At 40.0% G+C, this 21,944-nt stretch carries 20 protein-coding genes and 1 riboswitch; of the genes, 5 read left to right on the forward strand and 15 right to left on the reverse strand.

Annotated elements, in window-relative coordinates; all coding sequences use genetic code 11:
* The first annotated feature begins 78 nt into the window (after positions 1-78).
* Positions 79-780, forward strand: a complete 702-nt coding sequence (gene pyrF, locus JFU56_RS07840) for an orotidine-5'-phosphate decarboxylase (protein ID WP_198436724.1) — start codon at positions 79-81, stop codon at positions 778-780.
* A gap of 36 nt (positions 781-816) precedes the next feature.
* Here the strand turns inward: pyrF and rrtA are convergent, their stop codons facing one another.
* Positions 817-1,395, reverse strand: coding sequence for a rhombosortase (rrtA, locus tag JFU56_RS07845; RefSeq protein ID WP_198436725.1), 579 nt, complete (start codon positions 1,393-1,395; stop codon positions 817-819).
* A gap of 31 nt (positions 1,396-1,426) precedes the next feature.
* Between rrtA and JFU56_RS07850 the strand changes: the two genes are divergently transcribed.
* The gene (locus JFU56_RS07850) at positions 1,427-2,080 is read left to right on the forward strand and encodes a tRNA-uridine aminocarboxypropyltransferase (protein WP_198436726.1); all 654 of its coding nucleotides are present in this window, start codon (positions 1,427-1,429) and stop codon (positions 2,078-2,080) included.
* Between the two features lie 47 nt (positions 2,081-2,127).
* Positions 2,128-2,370, forward strand: a complete 243-nt coding sequence (locus tag JFU56_RS07855; RefSeq protein ID WP_198436727.1) for a DUF3820 family protein — start codon at positions 2,128-2,130, stop codon at positions 2,368-2,370.
* A 147-nt stretch (positions 2,371-2,517) separates the two neighbouring features.
* On the opposite strand, the gene JFU56_RS07860 is transcribed toward JFU56_RS07855, so the two are convergent.
* Together JFU56_RS07860 and JFU56_RS07865 are read right to left on the reverse strand one after the other, a co-directional pair.
* Positions 2,518-2,949, reverse strand: a complete 432-nt coding sequence (locus tag JFU56_RS07860) for an HIT domain-containing protein (protein WP_198436728.1) — start codon at positions 2,947-2,949, stop codon at positions 2,518-2,520.
* Between the two features lie 10 nt (positions 2,950-2,959).
* Entirely contained in the window at positions 2,960-3,367 is a 408-nt protein-coding gene (locus JFU56_RS07865) for an H-NS family nucleoid-associated regulatory protein (protein WP_198436729.1), read from the reverse strand.
* Between the two features lie 460 nt (positions 3,368-3,827).
* Positions 3,828-4,012, forward strand: a riboswitch (Lysine riboswitch).
* A gap of 110 nt (positions 4,013-4,122) precedes the next feature.
* Here JFU56_RS07865 and JFU56_RS07870 point away from each other — a divergent pair.
* Both JFU56_RS07870 and JFU56_RS07875 read left to right on the forward strand, forming a co-directional pair.
* The gene (locus tag JFU56_RS07870; RefSeq protein WP_198436730.1) at positions 4,123-5,718 is read left to right on the forward strand and encodes a Na+/H+ antiporter NhaC family protein; all 1,596 of its coding nucleotides are present in this window, start codon (positions 4,123-4,125) and stop codon (positions 5,716-5,718) included.
* A gap of 102 nt (positions 5,719-5,820) precedes the next feature.
* Positions 5,821-6,402 (forward strand): thymidine kinase, encoded by a 582-nt coding sequence (locus JFU56_RS07875; RefSeq protein WP_198436731.1) that lies wholly within the window; start codon positions 5,821-5,823, stop codon positions 6,400-6,402.
* Positions 6,403-6,432: 30 nt separating this feature from the next.
* Here the strand turns inward: JFU56_RS07875 and JFU56_RS07880 are convergent, their stop codons facing one another.
* The 12 genes from JFU56_RS07880 to JFU56_RS07935 all read right to left on the reverse strand — a co-directional run bounded on the left by JFU56_RS07880 (position 6,433) and on the right by JFU56_RS07935 (position 21,836).
* Complete coding sequence (locus JFU56_RS07880; protein ID WP_198436732.1) at positions 6,433-7,068, reverse strand: EAL and HDOD domain-containing protein; 636 nt, start codon at positions 7,066-7,068, stop codon at positions 6,433-6,435.
* Positions 7,069-7,304: 236 nt separating this feature from the next.
* Complete coding sequence (locus JFU56_RS07885) at positions 7,305-10,241, reverse strand: multiheme c-type cytochrome (protein WP_242065913.1); 2,937 nt, start codon at positions 10,239-10,241, stop codon at positions 7,305-7,307.
* Positions 10,242-10,370: 129 nt separating this feature from the next.
* Complete coding sequence (locus tag JFU56_RS07890) at positions 10,371-11,777, reverse strand: hypothetical protein (protein ID WP_198436734.1); 1,407 nt, start codon at positions 11,775-11,777, stop codon at positions 10,371-10,373.
* Positions 11,761-12,369: a hypothetical protein gene (locus tag JFU56_RS07895; protein WP_198436735.1), complete on the reverse strand. Its 609-nt coding sequence runs from the start codon at positions 12,367-12,369 to the stop codon at positions 11,761-11,763. The genes JFU56_RS07890 and JFU56_RS07895 overlap by 17 nt, the downstream gene beginning before the upstream one ends.
* The gene (locus JFU56_RS07900) at positions 12,359-13,834 is read right to left on the reverse strand and encodes an FAD-dependent oxidoreductase (RefSeq protein ID WP_198436736.1); all 1,476 of its coding nucleotides are present in this window, start codon (positions 13,832-13,834) and stop codon (positions 12,359-12,361) included. The genes JFU56_RS07895 and JFU56_RS07900 overlap by 11 nt, the downstream gene beginning before the upstream one ends.
* A gap of 80 nt (positions 13,835-13,914) precedes the next feature.
* A complete protein-coding gene (locus JFU56_RS07905; RefSeq protein WP_198436737.1) occupies positions 13,915-14,751 on the reverse strand; it encodes an FTR1 family protein in 837 nt (278 codons plus the stop codon).
* A gap of 1 nt (position 14,752) precedes the next feature.
* On the reverse strand, positions 14,753-15,235 hold the full coding sequence (locus JFU56_RS07910) for a hypothetical protein (RefSeq protein WP_198436738.1): 483 nt from the start codon (positions 15,233-15,235) through the stop codon (positions 14,753-14,755).
* A 160-nt stretch (positions 15,236-15,395) separates the two neighbouring features.
* Entirely contained in the window at positions 15,396-17,417 is a 2,022-nt protein-coding gene (locus JFU56_RS07915; RefSeq protein WP_198436739.1) for a hypothetical protein, read from the reverse strand.
* Positions 17,418-17,533: 116 nt separating this feature from the next.
* Complete coding sequence (locus JFU56_RS07920; RefSeq protein ID WP_198436740.1) at positions 17,534-18,199, reverse strand: DUF2982 domain-containing protein; 666 nt, start codon at positions 18,197-18,199, stop codon at positions 17,534-17,536.
* A 17-nt stretch (positions 18,200-18,216) separates the two neighbouring features.
* Positions 18,217-20,349, reverse strand: coding sequence for an ATP-binding protein (locus JFU56_RS07925; RefSeq protein ID WP_198436741.1), 2,133 nt, complete (start codon positions 20,347-20,349; stop codon positions 18,217-18,219).
* The gene (gene pdsR / locus JFU56_RS07930) at positions 20,346-21,050 is read right to left on the reverse strand and encodes a proteobacterial dedicated sortase system response regulator (RefSeq protein ID WP_198436742.1); all 705 of its coding nucleotides are present in this window, start codon (positions 21,048-21,050) and stop codon (positions 20,346-20,348) included. The genes JFU56_RS07925 and pdsR overlap by 4 nt, the downstream gene beginning before the upstream one ends.
* A gap of 120 nt (positions 21,051-21,170) precedes the next feature.
* Complete coding sequence (locus tag JFU56_RS07935; protein ID WP_198436743.1) at positions 21,171-21,836, reverse strand: START domain-containing protein; 666 nt, start codon at positions 21,834-21,836, stop codon at positions 21,171-21,173.
* Positions 21,837-21,944: the final 108 nt, after the last annotated feature.

Raw genomic sequence — 21,944 nt, forward strand, 5'->3', positions numbered from 1 at the left:
TAATGATAAAAAGTAGCTATGAATAATAGCCACCAATAATAAGAATACGATAATGATTAACCGGACCTAGGAAGAGATATGTTGCAAGATAGTAAAGTAGTTGTCGCACTGGATTATGCTGATGAAGCAAGTGCATTGAATTTTGTTGATAAAATCAATCCTAGCCAATGTCGTTTAAAAGTTGGCAAAGAAATGTTTACGTTATTTGGGCCTGAGTTCGTGCGTAAATTAGTTGCACGTGATTTTGATGTGTTCTTAGATCTTAAATTTCATGATATTCCAAATACTGTTGCTAAAGCAGTTACAGCTGCCGCTGAGCTAGGCGTGTGGATGGTTAACGTGCATGCTTGTGGTGGTAAACGTATGATGGAAGCTGCAAAAGCAGCATTAGTTCCTTATGGTGATAAAGCACCTATTCTGATTGCCGTGACTGTACTGACAAGCATGGAACAGGAAGATCTCGCGCAAATGGGTGTGAATATCACCCCTGCTGAGCAAGTGATTCGTTTAGCGAAGTTAACACAAGAAAGTGGTTTGGATGGCGTCGTTTGTTCTTCACAAGAAGCGTCAATGCTGAAAGAGTCGTTAGGTCAGTCATTCCAGTTAATTACGCCTGGGATTCGTCCAGCGGGTAGTGCTGCAGGCGATCAACGTCGAATTATGACGCCTGTTGAAGCCGTGGCTGCTGGTTCTGATTACTTAGTGATTGGCCGACCAATCACGCAAGCTGAATCTCCAATGCAGGTATTAACTGAGATAAATGAAAGTTTAGCGAGCTAAATTGTTTTTTGTTTCACGTTAAATCGATAAGAGCGCTCAGGCGCTCTTTTTTTTATTTAGATATACAAAGAGAGGCGCGATGATAAAACCAGTCACAAGACCATATAGATGCGCTTCTGTGAGTACTTTAGCTGCAATTAACTGACTCATTTCGGCGGAGCTATCAAACAACTGCTCATGGAGCACTTTGATTATAGTACCAATGATCAATACATAGCCTGAATAGTATTTCTTACTCACATCGATGATCGCGCCGACAATAATAATGCCATGTAAAATCCCTGATAAACCGACATACAAATGTGTACTGGGTGATAGCCATAATATGCCAATACCGACACCAATCGACAAGCATAAAATCAAGCTAGCGTACGCGATGCTACTATAATAGCGATAATGTAAGCCTGCTATGACCGTTAATGCGCTTAAGTTCAATAGTAGATGATAAATATTCGTGTGATTAAAATTGCCACTGATGATGCGCCAGTATTCACCCTCGATAATCAATTCCCTGTTATAATCCCACACGGTTATATTATCGGCGGAAATCGCGAATATAATGAGGCATAATAGCCCGAGGCTTAGCCAGTTTATCCACCGATGTTGAATTAGCATATTTTATTAATCCATAATGTTTAGGTTTGTCGTGAGTAAGAGAAAAAAATGTCCGGTATGTGACAAAGCATTACCCGCTTGTATCTGTCAGCATATAGTCGCTATTGATTCTGATATTGAATTAATTATATTACAGCACCCTACTGAAGTGAAAAATGCGATTGGTACTGCCCGTATTCTCAATCTTTCATTACCACAATGTCAAATTATAATTGGTGAAGATTTTACCGAGAATACCATTCTAAATACGCTATTGAATGATCCTCTAAGACAGTGTTTTCTACTTTATCCAAGTGATGACAGTGTTACTGCAGACTCTTTGGTTAACGATAATCACGGCGATATTGAAACAAATGTTGAAAATATGAAGTCGGCAGTGAATACTAAACGTACTTTTATTTTACTTGATGGCACTTGGCGTAAAGCATTTAAAATGTATCAATCTTCACGTAATTTACAATCAATACCTGCAGTCCGATTGAATGCGCTGCAAGCAAGTCAATATACAATAAGACAAACTAAGATCGAAGGTGGACTATCGACTGTTGAAGCTGGGTTTTTATTACTTTCAACGTTAGATCAAGATGCTGAGAAGTATCAACCACTGATGAGTGCATTTGAATATATGATTAACTTTCAAATAGCCCAAATGCCAGATGGATTATTTAACAAGAATTATAGATAGCGGAAATAAAGCACGCGAATAAATCATTAATTAATATTGGATTTAATATGTCACAACAAGCAATGATTGAAGCAATTAACACCGAAATGCCATTTGGTAAGTATCGAGGGCGGTTATTACTTGAATTACCTGAACCTTATTTAGTTTGGTTCCACAGTAATGGTTTCCCAGATTCTAAACTTGGGCAACAACTTGCGCTTATCTATGAAGTTAAGTTAAATGGATTGGAGTCAATGCTCGCGCCGTTATTAAAAAGGCCGTCGCGCATTTTGGACCGTGAAGGTCAATAGTTTTTAAGAGCGTGAAGGTAAATAGATTGGATCGTTAAAGTTAGCAGCGTCAAGTATCAGATTGGTTCCGATACTTGACGCTGCTAACATCGAGATATCAGTATTAACGGGTGATGATAGTTAATACTTTAGCTGCTAAGTTTAGCATTACGCTTGTTTCGCGATAAAGCCAGACTCTAACTTATCCGATATCATGGTTGTTAATAATAGAGTCTGCTGTTCAGAGCGAGCAATTGCTGGTAATTGACCCCAGATTGGTTTCGGCCAGCAAGCATCCTCTTTAAAACGAGCAACATGATGGATATGTAATTGTGGCACCATATTACCTAAGGCTGCAATATTGATTTTATCAGCGCTTAATCCGTCTTTTAATAATTTACTGACAGCATTAGATTCAGATAAAAATTGAATTTGTTGCTCGCTAGTCAATTCATGAAATTCGCTGATCTCATTAATTTTAGGAACTAAGATTAACCACGGGAAGTTGCCATCTTTAGCCAATAAAACTTGGCATAGCGGAAACTCTCCAACAAGGATTGTATCTGCAGCAAGCTGTGGATGTAATATAAATTGTGTCACAAAGATCCCTCTAGATTAAGAATTCTTCAATCGTACCTTTTGCATTCATTACTTCTTGAAGCGGTAAAGGCATGCGGCCTTGGCCTGTCCATGTTTTAGCATCACCATTAAGATCATAAGCATATTTTGCAGGGCGAGGGCCACGTTTCGTTTTCGTTTTTGCTTTTTCAGATGTTGCGTCCGTTAAACCCATTAATTCTTCAGGGCTAATACCGTTTTCTTTAAGCTGTAATAAAATCTCATTCATCTTAGCTTGTTTTTCTTGCTGCTTTTCTAAGTCAGCGGCTTCAGCTTCTTTGCGATCATTTACAATCGTAGTGAATTTAATTAAAACATCTTCAAGTTGTTCAACACTTAATTCTTTTGTTGCAGCGCGCAGGCTACGAGCATTTAAAAATACTTTAATAAAATCATTCATAATTAACACCTAAACTTAGAGAGGGGATGAGTAACTCTTATAGAACTAATGTAGCAGTCTTATACAACTAACAGAGCATTATTATAAAAATATATAGTTCTCTAATATAACGACATAGAACTTGAATACAACTAATATACGCTTAAATAGAATAATACTCTAATATAATTAATATACTAACCTCGAGTAGAACTGTAATGTATTTACATTTATTTACTAAGAGGTACGAATATAAATAGATTTACTCATTTGCTGAACATTATAAATGTAATTTAATGCGATAGCCTTGTACTCTTTTTTTAAAATACTTAATGGCTTTATTGTTTTAAATAGCGTTACTTTATGTTGAATTAATAGCTGACTTAACCCCTAGGCTTTAATGTTGCTCGTTGTGCATTTTTTGAACATTATAGCTGGCTTTGTCTTGAAGTGGTGAAGTTATCTGCTATCATCTTGTTTCCTCCTAAGTAGAGGTGCGCGATTTATTAGTAGTATTGTTTAGGTAGCTCCTATAATAACGATACAAAAGGGTATTGCGCCGAAGAGTGGATATTTAGCTAAAGATATTCATTCTGGGGATGTGTTCGAATAGAGACATCACTGTCATAGTCAATTTTAAATTAACTATGGGGCGCTACTGAAATAGAAGAGTTATAAGTGTTATCTTTACATCCATCGTTTGTAAATAGCCTTAATCCACATCTCATCTGTCTTGTTCGGTCGCTCCCTGTAAAACTTATTAGGTCAAAGGGATCATGGAACTCATTAATTACTCAGATTCAGCGTTATCGCTGGTTGTACCATTAGTTGCACTTACATTAGCAATTTTAACGCGTAAAGTATTGTTATCACTTGGTTGTGGTATTTTACTCGGCGCCCTATTTTTAACAGATTTTAATGTTGTTAACGCGGCTAAACACGTTTCAGACTTAGCGCTAAGCTTAGTTTGGGAATCAGGTGATGCGAGCAAGGGCTCGTTCTGGGAAGTGGGTTCATTCAACACTTGGAACTTATCTATCATCGTATTCTTGTTCATACTGGGTATGCTAACGAGCATTATGATGGTAAGCGGCGCAACAAGTGCGTTTGCTGATTGGGCGAAACAACGTATTACCACCCGCCGTGGCAGTACATTATTGACTGCATTTTTAGGTATTTTCATCTTTGTTGATGATTACTTTAATAGCCTTGCGGTAGGTAGTGTGAGTCGTCCATTGACAGACCGCTACAAAGTATCTCGTGCTAAGTTAGCTTACTTACTTGATTCGACTGCTGCACCTATGTGTGTATTAATGCCGATTTCAAGCTGGGGTGCTTATATTATTGCCGTTATCGGTGGTATTTTAGCAAGCCATGCTATTACTGATGTCAGCCCGCTTGCTGCGTTCGTACAAATGATCCCGATGAACTTTTACGCTATCTTTGCTATCGCAATGGTATTTGCTGTTGTGTTGTTAAACCTTGATTTTGGTTTAATGGCGAAAGAAGAAGCTGCGGCGAAAGAAGGTAAATTATTTGATGATAAGAAAGGTCGTCCTGCTGGCGCAACGGTTGATTTAAAAGAAGCGGAAGGTGGTAACATCTTAGGTCTTATCTTACCGATCCTTGTGCTTATCTTTGCAACTATCTTCTTCATGATTAACTCTGGTGCTTCATCACTTGCTGCAGACGGTAAAGCATTCGATATTCTAGGTGCATTTGAAAATACAGATGTAGGTAGTTCATTGGTATACGGTGCATTATCTGGTCTTGTTGTTGCCTTAGTATTAAGCCTTATTTCAGGTGTGTCGGTATCATTATTAGCACAAGCAAGTTTTCACGGTGCTAAATCAATGCTACCAGCGGTTTATATCCTGTTCTTCGCATGGGCGATTGGTTCAACAATTGGTTCTATCGAAACAGGTAAATACCTTGCGTCGACGATCGGAGAAGCAATTCCGACAAGTTTATTACCTGTTATCATGTTTGTTCTTGCTGGCTTTATGGCATTTGCGACAGGCACGAGCTGGGGTACATTCGGCATCATGTTACCAATTGCAGGTGATATGGCTGCAGGTACAGAAATGGCGCTTATGTTACCGATGCTAGCATCTGTGTTAGCGGGTTCTGTATTTGGTGACCATTGTTCACCTATCTCTGATACAACGATCTTATCGTCTACTGGTGCTAACTGCCACCATATGGATCACGTACTAACACAGCTGCCTTATGCATTATCAATTGCGTTAGTAAGTGCTATTGGTTACTTGGTACTTGGCATGACAAGTTCTGTACTATCTGGATTTATCGCGTCAGTAATTGCATTTACAGTTGTGATTGCTATTATGACTCGACTAAGCCGTAAAATATAATAAGACATTAAAAACAGGCTGTTTGTAACAAGCAGTCTTGAATTTAATGGTCAAGTAATAATACACGCCTGTTGATACAGGCGTTTTTTTTGAGGGTATAAAATGGCATCTTTGCATTTCAAGTTTGCAGCTATGAATTCAGGTAAATCAACACAATTAATCCAAGCCCACTTTAATTATATCGAGCGTGGTATGTATCCACTGGCGATGACACCTGAGTGTGATAGTCGTTACGGTAAGGGGGTTATTGGTGCGCGTGTAGGCTTAAAACTAGAAGTCGAAGTATTTGAAAAGGACACCAATTTATTTACCACTGTTTCTGAACGGTCAGAGAATAAAAAAATTGATGTCTTTATCATTGATGAGGCTCAATTTTTGTCTCGTGATCAGGTTTATCAATTAGCAAGAGTCGTGGATGAGTTAAATATTCCGGTGATTGTTTATGGTTTAAAAACTGATTTTAAATTGGAAATGTTTGAAGGTTCATATCACTTGATGTGCCTTGCGGACAAAGTTGAAGAGCTTAAAACAGTCTGTTGGTGCGGTAATAAAGCCCACATGAATGCCAGAGTGAATGATCATGGCGTCGTATTACGAGAAGGCGAACAAGTTGAAATTGGTGGAAATGAACGCTATGTTTCCTTGTGTCGTAAGCACTTTATGAATGGTAACGCCAGCGCTTAAATAAGTTAAAACGCACAGGTGATAAGCGTCTTAAACTACGCTTATCACCTGTTTCCCCCTCATTCCCTGCCGATTAATTTCATTCAACACAATCTCTGGTTCAAAGAATAAAAAACCTTGAAAATAGGTGCTTTGTAAGTTTTTGGCTTGTTTGAACTGCATTTCTGTTTCTATTTTTTCGACTAATATATTTATGCCATGCTTATCAAGTAAGGGCTTGAGTGCTCTTATTTCTTTAAATGAGGTGAGGGTAATATCAAATTTGATAATATCCACAATGGGAAAAAATGGTAACCAGTCTTCTGAATAGATGAAATCATCTAATGCAATGGTAAACCCACTATTTTTCAGTTGTGTTAATGCTTTGAATATCGCTTTGGTTGGCGGCACGTCTTCGAGCACTTCAATGATGATTGGTTTATTGAACAGTTCAATCGGTAAACCATCTAGCAGACTTTGTTCTGTAAAATTAATAAAGTAGGGTTTGTTATCGACGAGTTTATTAATATTCGAATTTAATAAATGCTCATGCACTAAGCGCTGCGTTGCAATTTCGGCATTGATGATAGGAAAGGTGTTCTCTAAACTATCACGATATAAAAGTTCATAAGCGACAATTTGGCGATTGCTATTTAGGATCGGTTGTTTAGCGATATATGCGTGCATAAAGGGTGCTTTATTAACAAAGTTATCTATAAGCTTATGCCGAATTAGCAAAAAGGCGAATTATTTAGTTAATATAAGTAAGGGCTCATGATTAGGCGTGAGGAGTCTCTTAGTACTGTTCTAGTCTGGTACTGCTTTTGTTCGGCATTATGAATGGTTGAATTGTTTAGGCTACGAAGAATAACTGCTGCACGCGTGATAAATGTTATCTACTACGCATGCAGCTTAAGTATTAATTATTGTTGTTGGAATACTTTAGTTATTTTATTTAATTCAATCACATCTGCGAACGGAATATTTTGTTCTGGAAATGCGGCTTGAACTTTACTTGTTAACGGTTTTGAAAACGAGCGGTAATTGATTTTAGCCACGACCGTGATTGGATAGCTTAGTCCCTCAGGCAGTTCAAATGATTCCACGCGAGTTTCATCGGGTGATATACGCGTATCCGACAGAATCTTTTCTACACGCCAGAATTTAAGTCCAACGGGTTCTCCGTGCATATAACCACTTTTCTTGGCAAATACACGGCTGTTTTTTGGTAGATAGCCATCGTTTAACTGACCGCTGACTAAGCGTTCTACGCCTTTACTGTCTGTGACAACTAAATCAACCCATACTTGACGACGTGCGCCACCCGGCATTTTATGACCGGTATTATGGTTTGTTACCTTCACGTCGATGCTACTGCCATCTTCACTGGCTTCTACGTCAAGTAACAGAGCATTGCGTAATATATCGCGGCTGAGTTTGCCGTGTTCTTTTGAACGCATGTCGGAGAAGTAGTAGTTACCACCAATAAAGTTATGGGCAATTAAGTTTGGTTTAATTGGACCATTATCGGTTGCTTGCCCCGGCACTTTCTTATCAAAGTCAGTCATGTCTAAGCGCATGTGACAATCGATACAGGTTTTATTCTGTTCTGGGTTGTCTGGTGCATTAAATTTAGACGCTTGCCATTCACCATAGTTATTATTCACGTTAGCGCCTTGGCCTGGTGTGAATTCATTATGGCAAGTCGCACAATACAAAGAGCTTTTGTACAGCTCAGGGTTTGAATAGCTGTCTTTGTGTTGTTGCGGCGATGCATTTATTTGTGCTTCAGCAATAAGTTTTAATGCCGGGTTACTCGAAAATTCAAACAAGTATTCAGCGCGGTCTTTTAAGTTTACGGTCAGGTCAGTATTACCACCGGCATCTTCTGCTTTGGTGATACGGTGACAGAATACACAGCTCGTTCCAGTTTCATCGACTGGTAGACCTTCTTTCAATGCATCTCGTAGTGATTGGCCTTCTTTCTCGTACATACTGTTGAGGTGAGTTAGTGGCGCTGTATTATTATTTAGAATCGTTTGAGGTGCATGGCAGCCTCGACATAAGTTTCTAAAAGGTTCACCTTCTGATTCTGCCGCCAGATTTTCTTGGAAGCGATAGTAAGGGCTATCCATGTGCATGCCGTGATTTGAATCTGACCACTGCTTATACAGGGTACTATGGCAAGATTCGCAACTTGCTGAGTTTAGCCATTCTGATTTATGGGTGAACTTGCGTTCGTCATCAAAACGTAACCAAGTTGATAAATAAGGTAGGTTCTCTTTAGTGGTGACGTACATGTTTAATGCTGACATTAAACGCACGATCTCTACTGAAGGCGCTTTAGGATCGACTTTTGGTAACTCGGGCTTTTTAGGGTCTGTGCCCATACCACCTTGGGTCTTTTGGATCATATCAATATAAGCTTCGATAGGATCACCAGCAATCATAGATGATAAACCAATATGACCAGTCATCGCATTTACTTTAACGTCTTTGGTTCCGTCAGCTAATAAGTATTTGTTGGTAAAATTAAAACCGTCAACATGACAAGAGTTGCAGCTCATCCAGAAATCACCTGCCATGGCAGAGTTTTCAAATTTATCACTGTTTGCAAGATTGAAGAGTGTTTTACCTAAACGTAATTCAGGTGTGATTGGATCGTGACTAATTAATTTAGCGAACTGCGCATTGGCTAATTTAACTTTAGCAAAGGGTCCTTTACCACTGACATCAAAACTGACTAAGTCGTGAGACATGGCATTTTGAACATAGAGTGTACCGTCTTGTTCAATCAGGCTGCGCGGGTTAGTACCGGGTATATGACGGTATATTTGCGTTGCTTTTACACCACCTTGTAATTTAGTACGGCGATGACGTTTCGATTTTTTACCAATTTTCCCTTGGCGTGATAGATCAAACACCAGTAGATCTTCAGAACCTGATAAGGTAATGAATACTTTTTTACCGTCTTCGCGGAATGCAGCATCGTGTGGGTTAGACACAATACGCGTAGTGTTGTTGTTTTCAATGATGTTTATTTGCTTGAATAACTGCTTACGTTTATCAACCATTTCTTTTTCTTTGCCTGGTGTAAGGTCAAGTAATGAAATAGTTGGGAAGACCGTCGATTGAAATTGAAAATTATCCGCGAATGACCACAATACATGGGGTAACCAAGCTTGCGTACCATCGGGTGATATCGCAATATTATCGAGTACGCGAGGTTTACCCTGTGGTACTGCGCGCGATGCATGTTCTGGCGTATCGACAAGTTGAATTATTTTATTTAATTGCAGGGTCGCTGCACGGGTATTATAAATTGAGACCTGACCTGTCATGCTGTGGCTGACAAGTAAGCGCCCATCATTTGCAAGGGCAAGGCCACGTGGGGTATCTGCTGTTTGCGTCGTCGCGGTTATCTCACCATCAGTTGAAACGGTTAATAGCTGTTTTGCTTCAAACAAAGTGACGTAATATTGTTTATTATATTCATCGTAGACAATACCGAAAGGGCGATCACCGGTTTGAATTGTTTTGATTAAGGCTAGGCTATTTGCATCAATAAGATAGAGCTGGTTTGCAAGATAATCACTGACTAATAATTGGTTGTTAACCGGGTCAAGAGCGAGTCGACGAAGATCTTTACCTAAGGCTTGCTCTGCGATTAATTCACCTGTCTCTGCATTCAGAATACTGACGCTACCTGCATCCATATTTGCACTAATAAACTGCGTTTTATCAGTTGATAGTAATAAGCTGTTACTTTTGGTATTTGCACTTACATTGCTGGCGTAAAGCGAGCTACTTATTAGTAATAACAAAGTAAGCATTAATTTTGGCAATGTACTTATATTCATATTGATATTCATAGATACAGCATCTTGATAGAGGTGAAGGGTATTGCGATTAAGAATGGTTATCATTATATAGTTTTAGTGAAATAGTGCAATATCCTTACAATGATTGGATATCTATATAATAAGGAGTTAATGATAAGGATCAAAATAATAGAGATATAAACTGCGTTCCCCCAGAAAGCGGCCTTTGAATTGGACTACGATCTCTTCATTATGCAGTGGGTTACTGCTCAGTCGCCAATATCCTTGCTGTTGAGCTTGGTAATTGCTGCTGCTTTGATAATGGCGATCTAAAATTACATGTTGCGGTAAAGTGTGGCGTAAATTATCGATATTATAATTACTGATAATAATCTGTTGCGTACTCATTGTTGTAAAAAACTGAGTGGCTTGTAATATCGGTGCATTTTTCTGTGTTGAGAACTGTTTTAGACTGTGATGCCCCAGTGTTACCAGCAATATAATACTAACCACGTATAGAATAGGGCGAATGCTTTTTTGCAGATAGCTATTTTGCGTATAGAAGTGCTCTACTAGTTGGGCTGTGATGATGGGTAACAATAAACTGAAGACTGCTAAATGGCGAATGTTTTCTGGATTTTGCCCGCGTATTATCCATGCAAACCAGCAACAAGCGAGAATACTAAGACCACGTGTTTTGGGTATATAAAGCCCGATGATGAGGTTAGTGGTTAATAAGGCAAGCCCTAAACTTGAATAAGTATTAGTTAAGGTTGTGAGCCATTGTTGTAATAAAGAATCTGTTGTACTGGTGGTATTCCCCCAAATAGTGAAGTGGCCTTGGGTAAAGCGTTGGCCTTCTTCAATATATGCCCAGCCGTCTTGCATAAAGACATATCCAGCGCACAATAAGCCAACGGCCGTGATACTGAGTAATTGCCAGCCGAATCGTCGAAAACGCTGCTGCCCTTGAGCATGATAGATAAACTCTAAAACCAGTGCGCTAGTGACTAAAGGTAAATAAGAGGGGCGGGTAGCGAGGCATGCCGCTAATAACAGCCCACTTATTATCGAGGAATATGTTTTTCTGGTGCAGGCGTCAGTAGAGGCTTGTGTATAAAGGTGAGTCTGTAATAAATATAAGCTGAAGAACCACAGTGCAGTAGCATCTGATAAGCCATTAAAGGCTAATTCAGCAATATTGCCTTGCAGTAAAAAAAGCACAACTGCAAGGATAGTAAATCCCTTTGATTGCATATGTTGATAGCAATAGACAAAGACACTTAACGTTAACGCGATAGCAGAAAGAAAACTTAATAAGACATTACTATTGGGATGGGAAGTGATTGCAGCGATACTGCGTTCAAACCAAACAAAGCCGGGATAACCGGGAAAGTGTGGGCTGAATTCTAATACAGAAAAGTAAGTTAATGCCCGCTGAAAATACAGTGCATCATCACTGCTAATATCAAAACTATAATAATTGAGTAAGCCAAAATAGCCTGCAATGCAGGCTATTACGCTAATACCGATAATTAAATCAGCGTAGCAAGGCTCACTACTTCGTTGGAGCATCGGGTAATGTAAATTGCAGTGCTGCTTGTAAATCAGTTCTGAAGACAATAAAGCGTGTTACATCTGCAGGTTTTTGACCAACACCAAATACACCTGGATTACCGATAGAGGCAAGCGCTCCACGGATCGCTGTATCGGCTTGTTTACGATTATCGGCGGTTAAATCAGCAGCAAGTAAGTCAATAAATAACTTACTTTTGACGACAAGTACTTTAGCGACTTGGTAATCGTTGATGTTTTGCTCTGCACCTTCAAGGCGGCGCATTACTTCTGCCTTCATCGTAGTGGTTAAGGCCGTTGCAACGCCTTGCTGATCTTGGGTTGTGATCGCTGTTTGCATTTGCTCATCAACATTTAGCCCATGATGTTCATTAAAGTAAACAAATTCTGCCTGCATTGAGTCATATGCCGTTTGCACAGCACTGTAATCATTTGCAGATAGTGCTTTTAATAATGTTTCACGGCCTTCAATTAAAGGTTCTTTACCGGCAGCTGCATAAGAGTAAGCAAAACTTTGCGTAGTGAATAATAATACGAAAAAGCTTAAGATAAATGATTTTACCGTAATTGTGTTGATAGTTTTAAGCGACATTTTTTTCCTCTGGTGTTTTTTTATCATCCATAATGCTTTGTACTTCAATCACTGTTTTTTCGTTACGGTGATCAAAAATTTGGCGGCGGTTATCTTCACCTTTAATAATCCCTTCTGCTGCCATCAAGCCCATTTCCATTGCTGTATCAGTGAAGATATAACGGAATGTACCTTGGCGACCAGTCATGACCAAGTTGTCGAATTGGTTAAGATGAGTGATTGCACGCTCACGTTTCGCGTTGTAGCTTACATCCATCATCGGATAAGCGTATTCAGTATACGTAGTAAAGAATTCGCCCGTACTTACATCTGGTACGTCTAGATGATCAAGGTCTTCTTTTACCCGTTTTAATAGTTTGTTATTGTCCATGTTCCAAACATCATCACCTTTGTCACAAGGGATCTCGATCATGACTGATGTTTGTCCTTTGGGGGCCATGAATGGTGAGCGACGACGAGGCTCTTGTAAGCGAGTTCCGATTAACTCTGGGTCTGACAGATACTGCCAGGTATTCTGTGACACGTTTTCTGTTGCCATTGGCATGTTGAAAAAGCGCAGTGAACGATAAGTTAAGCCTGAATCGAAACCTGTTAATGTACAAACTACAGGTAAAGGGATTGTGCCGACAACGTGATCACAGTTAATGGAGTGTGTTTCACCGTTAAGTTCATAAGTAACGGCATCAATGCTATTGCCCTTATTAAGCTCATTATGTTTACGTGGATCATGACCTTGCTGCAAAGCGGTGATATTAGCGCCTTGCACAATCGTTACGCCTTGCTGCTGTAACTTTTCAGCAAGCTTGGTGTACATTTGGCCAAAGCCGAGTTTAGGGTAACGGTATTTTTTCGCGTAAGTACGAGGTGTTGCTCCGCGAGTGGGAATTAAGCGTCGCGCTACATCTTTTAAATCTAACAAGCTAATGCGTTGAGATGCCCAGTCTGCAGAGAGTTGACGTGGGTCGATACCCCAAAGTTTACCAGTGTAACCTTCGAAGAAGTTTTTATATAACGTGGTACCGAAACGCGTTTCAATCCACTCTGCAAAGTTGCTGGTACTTTGCTCGCTAGGGCGCTTTTGGAATGGCAGTTTAAACACTAAATCTACAGCTGCACCTGCTAATAAACTAATTGGCGCATTACGCAGTAAGTTACCAATCGCGAGCGGGTAGTTGTAAGTACGGCCTTTAAAACGGATCACACTGGTACGTTCAGCATAAAGTAGATCGTCAGTCATTAAATCATCGATAAACTGTAATAATTTCGGATTTTTAGTAATAAAGCGATGACCACCGTAATCAAAGCGGTATTCACCTTTCTCACCTTGGAAGGTTTGCGTTGCGCACATGCCACCAACAAACTCTTCTCGTTCTAGGATAGTTACTTGGTAACCTGCTTGATTAAATTCCCATGCGGCCATCAGTCCGGCTGGACCTGCACCTAAAATTACAATTTTTTTCGACATTATTTACTCAATAATTAATATACTTTTTATTCTTATACGGCGAACATACTTATGTTCACCACTCATTTTCTTGTTTAAAACTAAGCTGCGGCTGTTTTAGCGGGCACTTGGTATCCACGCTGCCAGAACACAGAGAACACCGCTAAATAAACGCCCCAAACAATCAGAGGTAATAGATTAGGTGATGAATTATAACCAAATAAAGCGCGTAAGAAAGTGCCAAATATACCTTGGTCATCAAGGATATGGCTAATATCAAAGACCGCCGTTTGGAATACAGGTAATACGTCGGCGCTTTGTAGCATATTGGTTGCTGAAGATAATAAACCAGCGGCAATGATAATGATCAACAAGCTGGTCCATTTGAAGAAAGCTTGGATTGGTACTTTACGGGTGCCACGCATTAGTACAATAACGAGAACCAGTGATGCAACAAGGCCTGCACCAGCGCCAATTAATCCATCTTGTAATGAAAAGTCGCCTTGGCCTGAATACATTAATGCTGAGAAGAACAGTACGGTTTCAAACCCTTCGCGCATCACCGCAAGGAAAGCTAAAAAGATTAACCCAAAAACATTACCTGTGGTTAATATCTCTCGGATGTTGTTTTGCATATTCGCGACTTGGCTTTTAGCCTGGCGTTGCATCCAAATTGCCATGTAAGTGAGGACTAACGTAGCAAAACTTAAAATGCCAGCCATTAATAAATTACGGTATTCATGGGAATCAAACTGGTCAACAACAAATTGGAAAATGAAGGCCACAATTAGCGAGGCTACTAAGCCGAGCGCAACGCCAATATAGATGAGTTTGTTGTGCTTTGATTCGCCCAGTTTTGCAAGGTAAGAAAGTATAATGCCAACAAGTAGGAAGGCTTCGAGTCCTTCACGGAAGGTAATTAAAAAACTGGCAAACATATTATGACTTCCTAAAAAATTTAATGACTGTCCAGCGCCATGCATGACGAAGAACCAGTGGGGTGAGTAACCATGAGCTGTAAAAATGGATATCTTGCATTAAAATGCTGAAATTATTGCCGGTGTTGCCCCAAAAAGTCAGGTAAATACCGGTAAGAGTACAAGCAACAAGTAAGTATTCTATTATTGTGCCGGTTTGACGCAAGAACTTCTTATTACTTTTTTTAATCAGGTTGCGGTGCGATAACCAGAAACTGCCAACAAAAACAGGGAATATACTAATACCAGCAAGCATGTGCATGAGTAATACGGTGCGCTCTACTTGCCATGGGATAGTGATAAACGGCCACAATAAAAGTCCCGATAAGAACATTAAATATAATATTGCTTCCGCTTTTTTGTGGTGAAAGGCCAGACGTTTGAAATATTGCTGTAAACGTGACCAGACGTTATCGTCGGCTGGAGTAGCTGCTTGAACTGACATGATAAAACCTTATTCATATCGACGGTATGAAAACGCAAAAAGGGCTGAGTAAAATCTCATCCCTTTTTGCAACTTTTATTTTTATTTCGCAACGCGTTCATTAACTCATTTAAGTGAACTTAGCACGTTGCGAGATGGCTATCTGTTGCCAAAAGGGCGGTTATTTTGCACTAACCGATACTTTTGCTGCCATTGTTTGTGCTGTACCAAATTTACCACCAGCAGCTGTAACTTGCTTCACACCATCATTATCTGAATCGGTAGTATTGCTGTCTTTCAGTAAGTTTTCACCTGAATCACCAACCCATTCTGATAACTGCTGGCCACCGTTAACTACTTTCTTGAACCAAGCTGTGTAACGTTCAGTTAAGTGTTGTAGTTCTAGTGCTGGAACATGTTCGCCTTCTTCGTTAGCAAGGTGAAGTATTGTTTCACGTAAACCACCAGAGATTGCTGCAGCAGTTAATGGTGTGTGGATTGTTGCTTTACCAGGTGTTTGTGCCCAAGTACCTAGGTCAGCATCAAACATGTTTTTCTCTACCGCAAGGAAGATTGAACGTGCTGCTTGCTTGTAGCTGTCGTCTTGTGTAGCAAGGTAAGCTGCAACTAAACCACGGATTGAAGCGAATTGAGCGTCAAGTGATTGGTTTTTATCTACTGATTTACCAATCGTCGCGCCGTCATATACTAGACCATTTTTCGCTACTAACGTGTTAACGATGTAATCTGCTTGTGCTTTGATTAGACCAAGCGCTTGTTTACCTTGAGGTGTTGCTAAATCTACATCACCGCCGTCTGCTGCTGCATAACCTACTGGTAGTGCATCTTGTGAACGTTGGTAAATTGATAATGCTACGATGCTGTATGCTGCGTCGAATGTATCAACTTGTGCATTTTGCTTACCGTCGTATTTAGTAACAAATGTACCCGCTTTCTCATTGAAATGTAGGTTTGCTAAGTTTTGGAACGATAAGTTAGCCACGTTGCTTGCAACTGAGAATGCATCGTCAGCGATTACATTGTTAGTTGTTTTGTTATCAATGTTTTGTTTCGGTGCTGCAGCAAATGGTTTGCCATCAAACACAGCTTTGAACGCTGGGTTTTGAGCTGTATTCGCTGTACGTTGGTCAGTAAATGCATAGAACTCACTTACAGGCCATAATAGCATCCACGTATCACGCAGTGATGATGAACCATCTGTCACTGTCAGTTTACCGATGTTATTTACGTTGTTTTTCTGTGTTTCTTTAACGGCTACTTTATGTGCAAACCAGATAGGGTTTTTAGATGCATCATAATCAGGACCAAATTTAACGCCTAAGTTCTTACCGTCAAAGCCAAGTTGCTGTTGAAGAATAAGTAACTTGTCTAGCGACATTTCAGTTAAGATCATACCGTTGAAACCATCGGCAGCGGATACACCAAGACTGTGTACGCCATCTTGGTCCATTGTGCTTGATGTTGCTTCAACTTCTTCATCTGTCGCCGTAACGTGCATGCCACCTAGGAAATCTTGTGACCACATTACCTCTTTAAGGAAGATACTGCCGATTGCGCCTGGGTTTAACGCTTTATCGAAACTTGCGCTGTCCCATGCTAGTGTTTTGTAATCACGGAAGTAAGCTGGGATCACTGTGTTGTGAACTGCTGCTTTACCTGTCGCAGATAATACTTCAAGTTCTTCGCCATTTACTTTGGTTGTATCTACTTTACCAACGAATTCAGGATTACCTGATACATAAGGTACAGAGATAGGGTACATGTTTAATGGGATCTCTTCACTTGGGAAGCCTACTGCGCCCGCAAGAGAAATAAAGCGTTTACCTAAGTCAGCAAGAGAACCACCGCGTGCTTGGTTAACAGGACCGTTTACTAGGTGAGGACCCATAGTAGACTGGTAGTTTAACGCATACATCGCTTCTTCTGAGTATTCGTAGCTTTCAATACCCGCGGCATAATCGAATGCAGTTGGTTGATCAACTTGATTTGGGTCTAAAACATCAAGGTCTAAGCCTAGCGCTTCAGCAAGTGGTTCACCTGATAATTCGAACTCGGTATAAGCAAGAAAGTTAGCCGCAGGAGAAAGTGTTTTATCAAGTACTTTTACATTTGCAGCATGTGATGCAAATGAAGCAGTAAGTAACGCAGAAGAGATGGCAAAGCAAAGGGCAGATTTTTTCACAACAAATCCTTTTTATTTTTTATAATAGACTACATTATTTTATAGCCTTAATGAGAATAGTTCGTATTATCCATATAAACATATCAAATGCAACTCTAATTGATAATTATTACTGTTTAGAATGATCTAGGACAATTTGCTTTAAGCTGGCGTAACAGCGTAACAAACTCTGCTGGAGAGCGATCAAGATCGTCAGCGGGAAAGTAAATATCATAGCCTAAGGTGTCATGAAGGTAGTGCATTCTATTAATGAACATTGCCTGTAACCCTTGATATTTATGGGTTACTTTTACGTTGGGGTAAAGCATATTATCGGCATTGCCGTACACTGTGCCATTGGGGTTTGTCAGAATGATAAGGGCACGTTGTTCTAGTAACATGTGTGATAGGGTGGGCAATGAAGCGCTGTTAATGAGGTGTTCTCGCTCATTGAGACGGATACCGATGTAAGGCAGGTCTTTTAGTGCTAAGCCATCGTTTATTTTAGGAATATCAATCCGTTGTATATCCTGCCAAAGAATAGTAAAGCCACCGCGAGCGGTGAAATAATGTATCCCCTCATTAGTGAGTGAAAAACGATAATCGACGTCATTTATTTTGGTTATGCCGACAATAAGTAGAATGATGCCGATAATCAAGGCTGCAGCGAGTAAAGGAAAAAATAGGCTGTTATTCGTATCAGATGAGGTCGTTAACAGCGCGATGATACTACTGAAAATGAATAAGCATGCAACGATGGTCAGCGTTACACCATTACGTTTTGCAATCGGCCGTATCAACATTTATTCTACCTCTGCGATCACTTTCTTATTGGTAATAATAGTTCAAATATCACACCTTTAGCACCTTGTTGGTTTTTTGCATTGATTTGACCGCCATGAAAATCAGTGATTAATTTAACGATGTGTAACCCTAAACCAAGGTGGGGGGTATCTGACTGCTGACGATTAGAGACCATAGAGTCAAACAGTTGCGGAATATTATCACTGCTAAAGTGTGGACCTTGATTTTCGACTAATAGCTGTAGTTGGCTATCGAGCTTATTAAGGGTAAAGCGTATCGGTTGATCGACGGGTGCATAATCAACCGCATTGCTGATGAGTTTATCGAGCAATTGGACGATGAGTTCTGGCGCTAAATTTATCGCGTAATGTTCATTTTCAGCATGGCCTTTAGCATAACTTAACTTAAATTGATGACTGCTATAAATTTGTCGGTAAGCATCGACTAGTTCTTCCAACATATCGTCAAATGGTACTACTTGCCACTGCGCGTATTCAAAACTTTGCTCTAATTTATTGGCTTCACTAAGGGCATTTAATGTTTGGCTTAGGCGGTTCGTCCCTTGCATTGCGCGAGTCAGGTATTTTCTTGCGTCAGGATCTAAATTAGATAGTTCCAAATTTTCCAATGAGGTACGTATAACTGCCACAGGTGTCTTCAATTCATGGGATAATTTATCTGCTAGCGACGCTAAGTAATCAGTGTACTTACCTTGATTAACGGTCAGTTGGTGCATTACGCGTGATAAATCTCCCAGCTCATCGGGCAGCTTGCTCGCGTCTGGTACAGCCATGATCTTACCATCGCTATCAATTGCATCACGGTAACTTTGTTTCATTTTGACAATACGCCATGACAACAGCGAGGCAAAAATAAATAATGCTGAAACGATGATGGCTATGATCGTAAACAACAATATCAATAGCTGATTTAATGCCTTACTTGCTGACAGTAAGCTTTGTCGTGAATCTTGTACGGCAACAAAATAGAATGCTTGGCCGTTAACGATCATGGTTGTACTGTGCAGCTGTTTGTTAATGGGTGAGTCTTGATACCAGGTTGTTTGTCCTAGTTGCTGTGGTGATAACCAGCGGCCTAAGCTTGTAGGTTCTCGCCAATAAGGCAGCGAATCTGAGGTGAATAATTTGTTGTAGATAGCGTTGCTAAACCAAGATGGATCTACTTGATCATCATTTGTTTCGCTTTCTTTCAGGCTCTCACTTCCAGTACGGGCATCACTTTGAGCATCTGGAGTATTTAGCATTTGTTCTGCATTGAGTTGCCCAACCAACCAATATTGGCTATTGAGTAAATACAAACTCAGTCCGGGTTGTTGGTAGTTAGCGAGTTGCTGATTCAAATCTAGAGTCTCACGTACTAGACTGCGCTCGTAAGTCGACCCTGGCTTAGATTTGAAATGTTGATTTAGTTGCTGATCATTAAGGATAAGATCAAAACCAATGGCATCACTGGCTAAGCTAATTGGAATTGCAATTTCTATCGTGTAATGACCATCGCGCCATACCCATGAGCCAGCATCTCGGCTGGTGATCATTGCTTGGCTAGTATTGTCCATTTCGACCCGACCTGAGCCTTGAGGGTTAATCAGCCAATGCGAAATGAGTCCAGTTTTATTGATACTGCGGATGTTCAGCTGATCTGCAGGTCGTTGTGGCTGTGTTGGATTATAATAATGTGGACTAAGAGCGGTAGTCTGAATAAAAATATAAAGTAATTTATCATTGGTTGCGAGCTTAAATTTAGCAGAAATCGCCGGTTCTTCAGTAAGGGGGAGCTCAGGGTCGTAACGTTCTGCCACGTAGTCATAGGTATTAAGCTGAAACCAAGGGGTCGTAATATTATCCCAATCGCTTTCTTCACCATCAAACCCATCCAATAACATTTTACTGTCGGTGAGAGGGGCATAATAGTTGCCTTGATTGGTATTAAAATTGGTGTATTGCGATTGGTTTAGTTTATGCTGAAGTTGCTGGGCTGCAGCCGTCATTTGTACGTCGAGCAATTGGCTATGACTTTGACGTAAGCTGGTTTCTAAAATACTGACACTTTGGCAACCAGCCCAAGGCAGTAATAACATTAAGCTGGCGACTAATAACAGCTGTGTTTTTAAACTGAAGTGAAATTTCACTCAATAACCCAGCGATAACCCATCCCATAAGCTGTTTTTATCGCGTTGAATTCGCTATCTATGTAACTGAATTTTTTACGTATACGCTTGATGTGTGTGGTAATGGTGTTGTTATCTAATACCACGTGTGCCGCATCCATGAGTTGATCTCTATTTTTAACCTGACCAGGGTATTTAGCAAGTGTATGCACAATCCAAAACTCGGTTAACGTTAGCATTACAGGTTGATCTTGCCAGTATGTTTCAATACGCTCGACATTGATCCGCAATAACCCACGATTAAGTACTTGCTCGTCATTAGAGACTGGTTTTTTTAATGCTTGAATACGACGAAATAGTGCAGATACACGGGCTAAAACTTGATGAATACTCACGTCTTTGGTTAGGTAATCATCCGCGCCAAGGCGTAATGCTGATATTTCGTCAAGTTCGCTGTTTCTTGCGGTTAAAAATATAATCGGTAGGGTATCTGAAAGTTGGCGCAATGTGCGACATAGCTCGAACCCACCTTCATATTCATCTTGCAAACCGACATCAATGATCGCCATATCTGGTAATGCGAGTTCAAAAGCGGTGAGCGCATCTTGACGATTGTGAAAAATGGAAACCCGGTAGCCGATCCGTTGTAATGCATCACGATAATTTTCTGCGATATTTATTTCGTCTTCAACGAGGGCTATATGTAATTGTTGTTTAATCATTCGGGCTGACTCATCAATCGATAACAGGAGGTGCTTGGATGCAGTGCTATGTTATCAAGGATGAAAATATTAATACAGCTTTTAGAAAACTTGTCGATATTCTCACCCTTGTTAATTGTATTAGTTAGCTGGTGGTTCGCTAATATATGTTAACTGCTGTGATTGTAATTCAGGTTTAGCAATAATCTCACGCAAGTTAAGCAGGGTATAATATGGCGTATCAACAACAGTTGATGCGGCAAGCATGCTTGGAAGGCTACCTGCTGGGTCAAGGAATAGTTGATAGCTTACTTCAACAACACCATTGTCCATCGGTGTAAATGTCCATGTACCTTCAAGTTCTTTAACGCGAATATAATCGTCATCATTCGCAACTTTATCGGATGCTGATGATAGCGAGACTGTCACAGTGTAGTTGTCTTTATTTTGGGTTGTTGCGCTATCGATAACAAGGTCGCGATCCGTTACGGGCCAAGGTGCATTGTTTACGCTATAAGACGTTTTTTGAGTGGCTGATGTTTCTGCGATAAATTCAAACTTCACGCAGTTATACATCCAGTCACATGCCAATTCTGCATTGTCGAGTAAAGCGATAAAGGGGGTGATGCGTGATTTTATGTGGGTAACACCTTTGAATTCTTTAAAATCACTTTCACTATTTGGTTTTAAGCGCGTATATACTTTAATATCATTGTCTTCATCATATTTTTCTAATTCCCACTCAGATGCGGAGACGCTTGTTGTACTGAGTAATATGGTCATCAGTAATAATATGTAATATTTCATTTGGATTTCCCTGTCAAATAATAAACTAAATAAAACGCCAGTATTACATATTGATTTATATTTGAATTGGCCTATATGACATATTGTGATGTGGCGTTGGATTTAATG

The sequence above is a fragment of the Moritella sp. F3 genome (genome assembly GCF_015082335.1).
GTDB lineage: Bacteria > Pseudomonadota > Gammaproteobacteria > Enterobacterales > Moritellaceae > Moritella.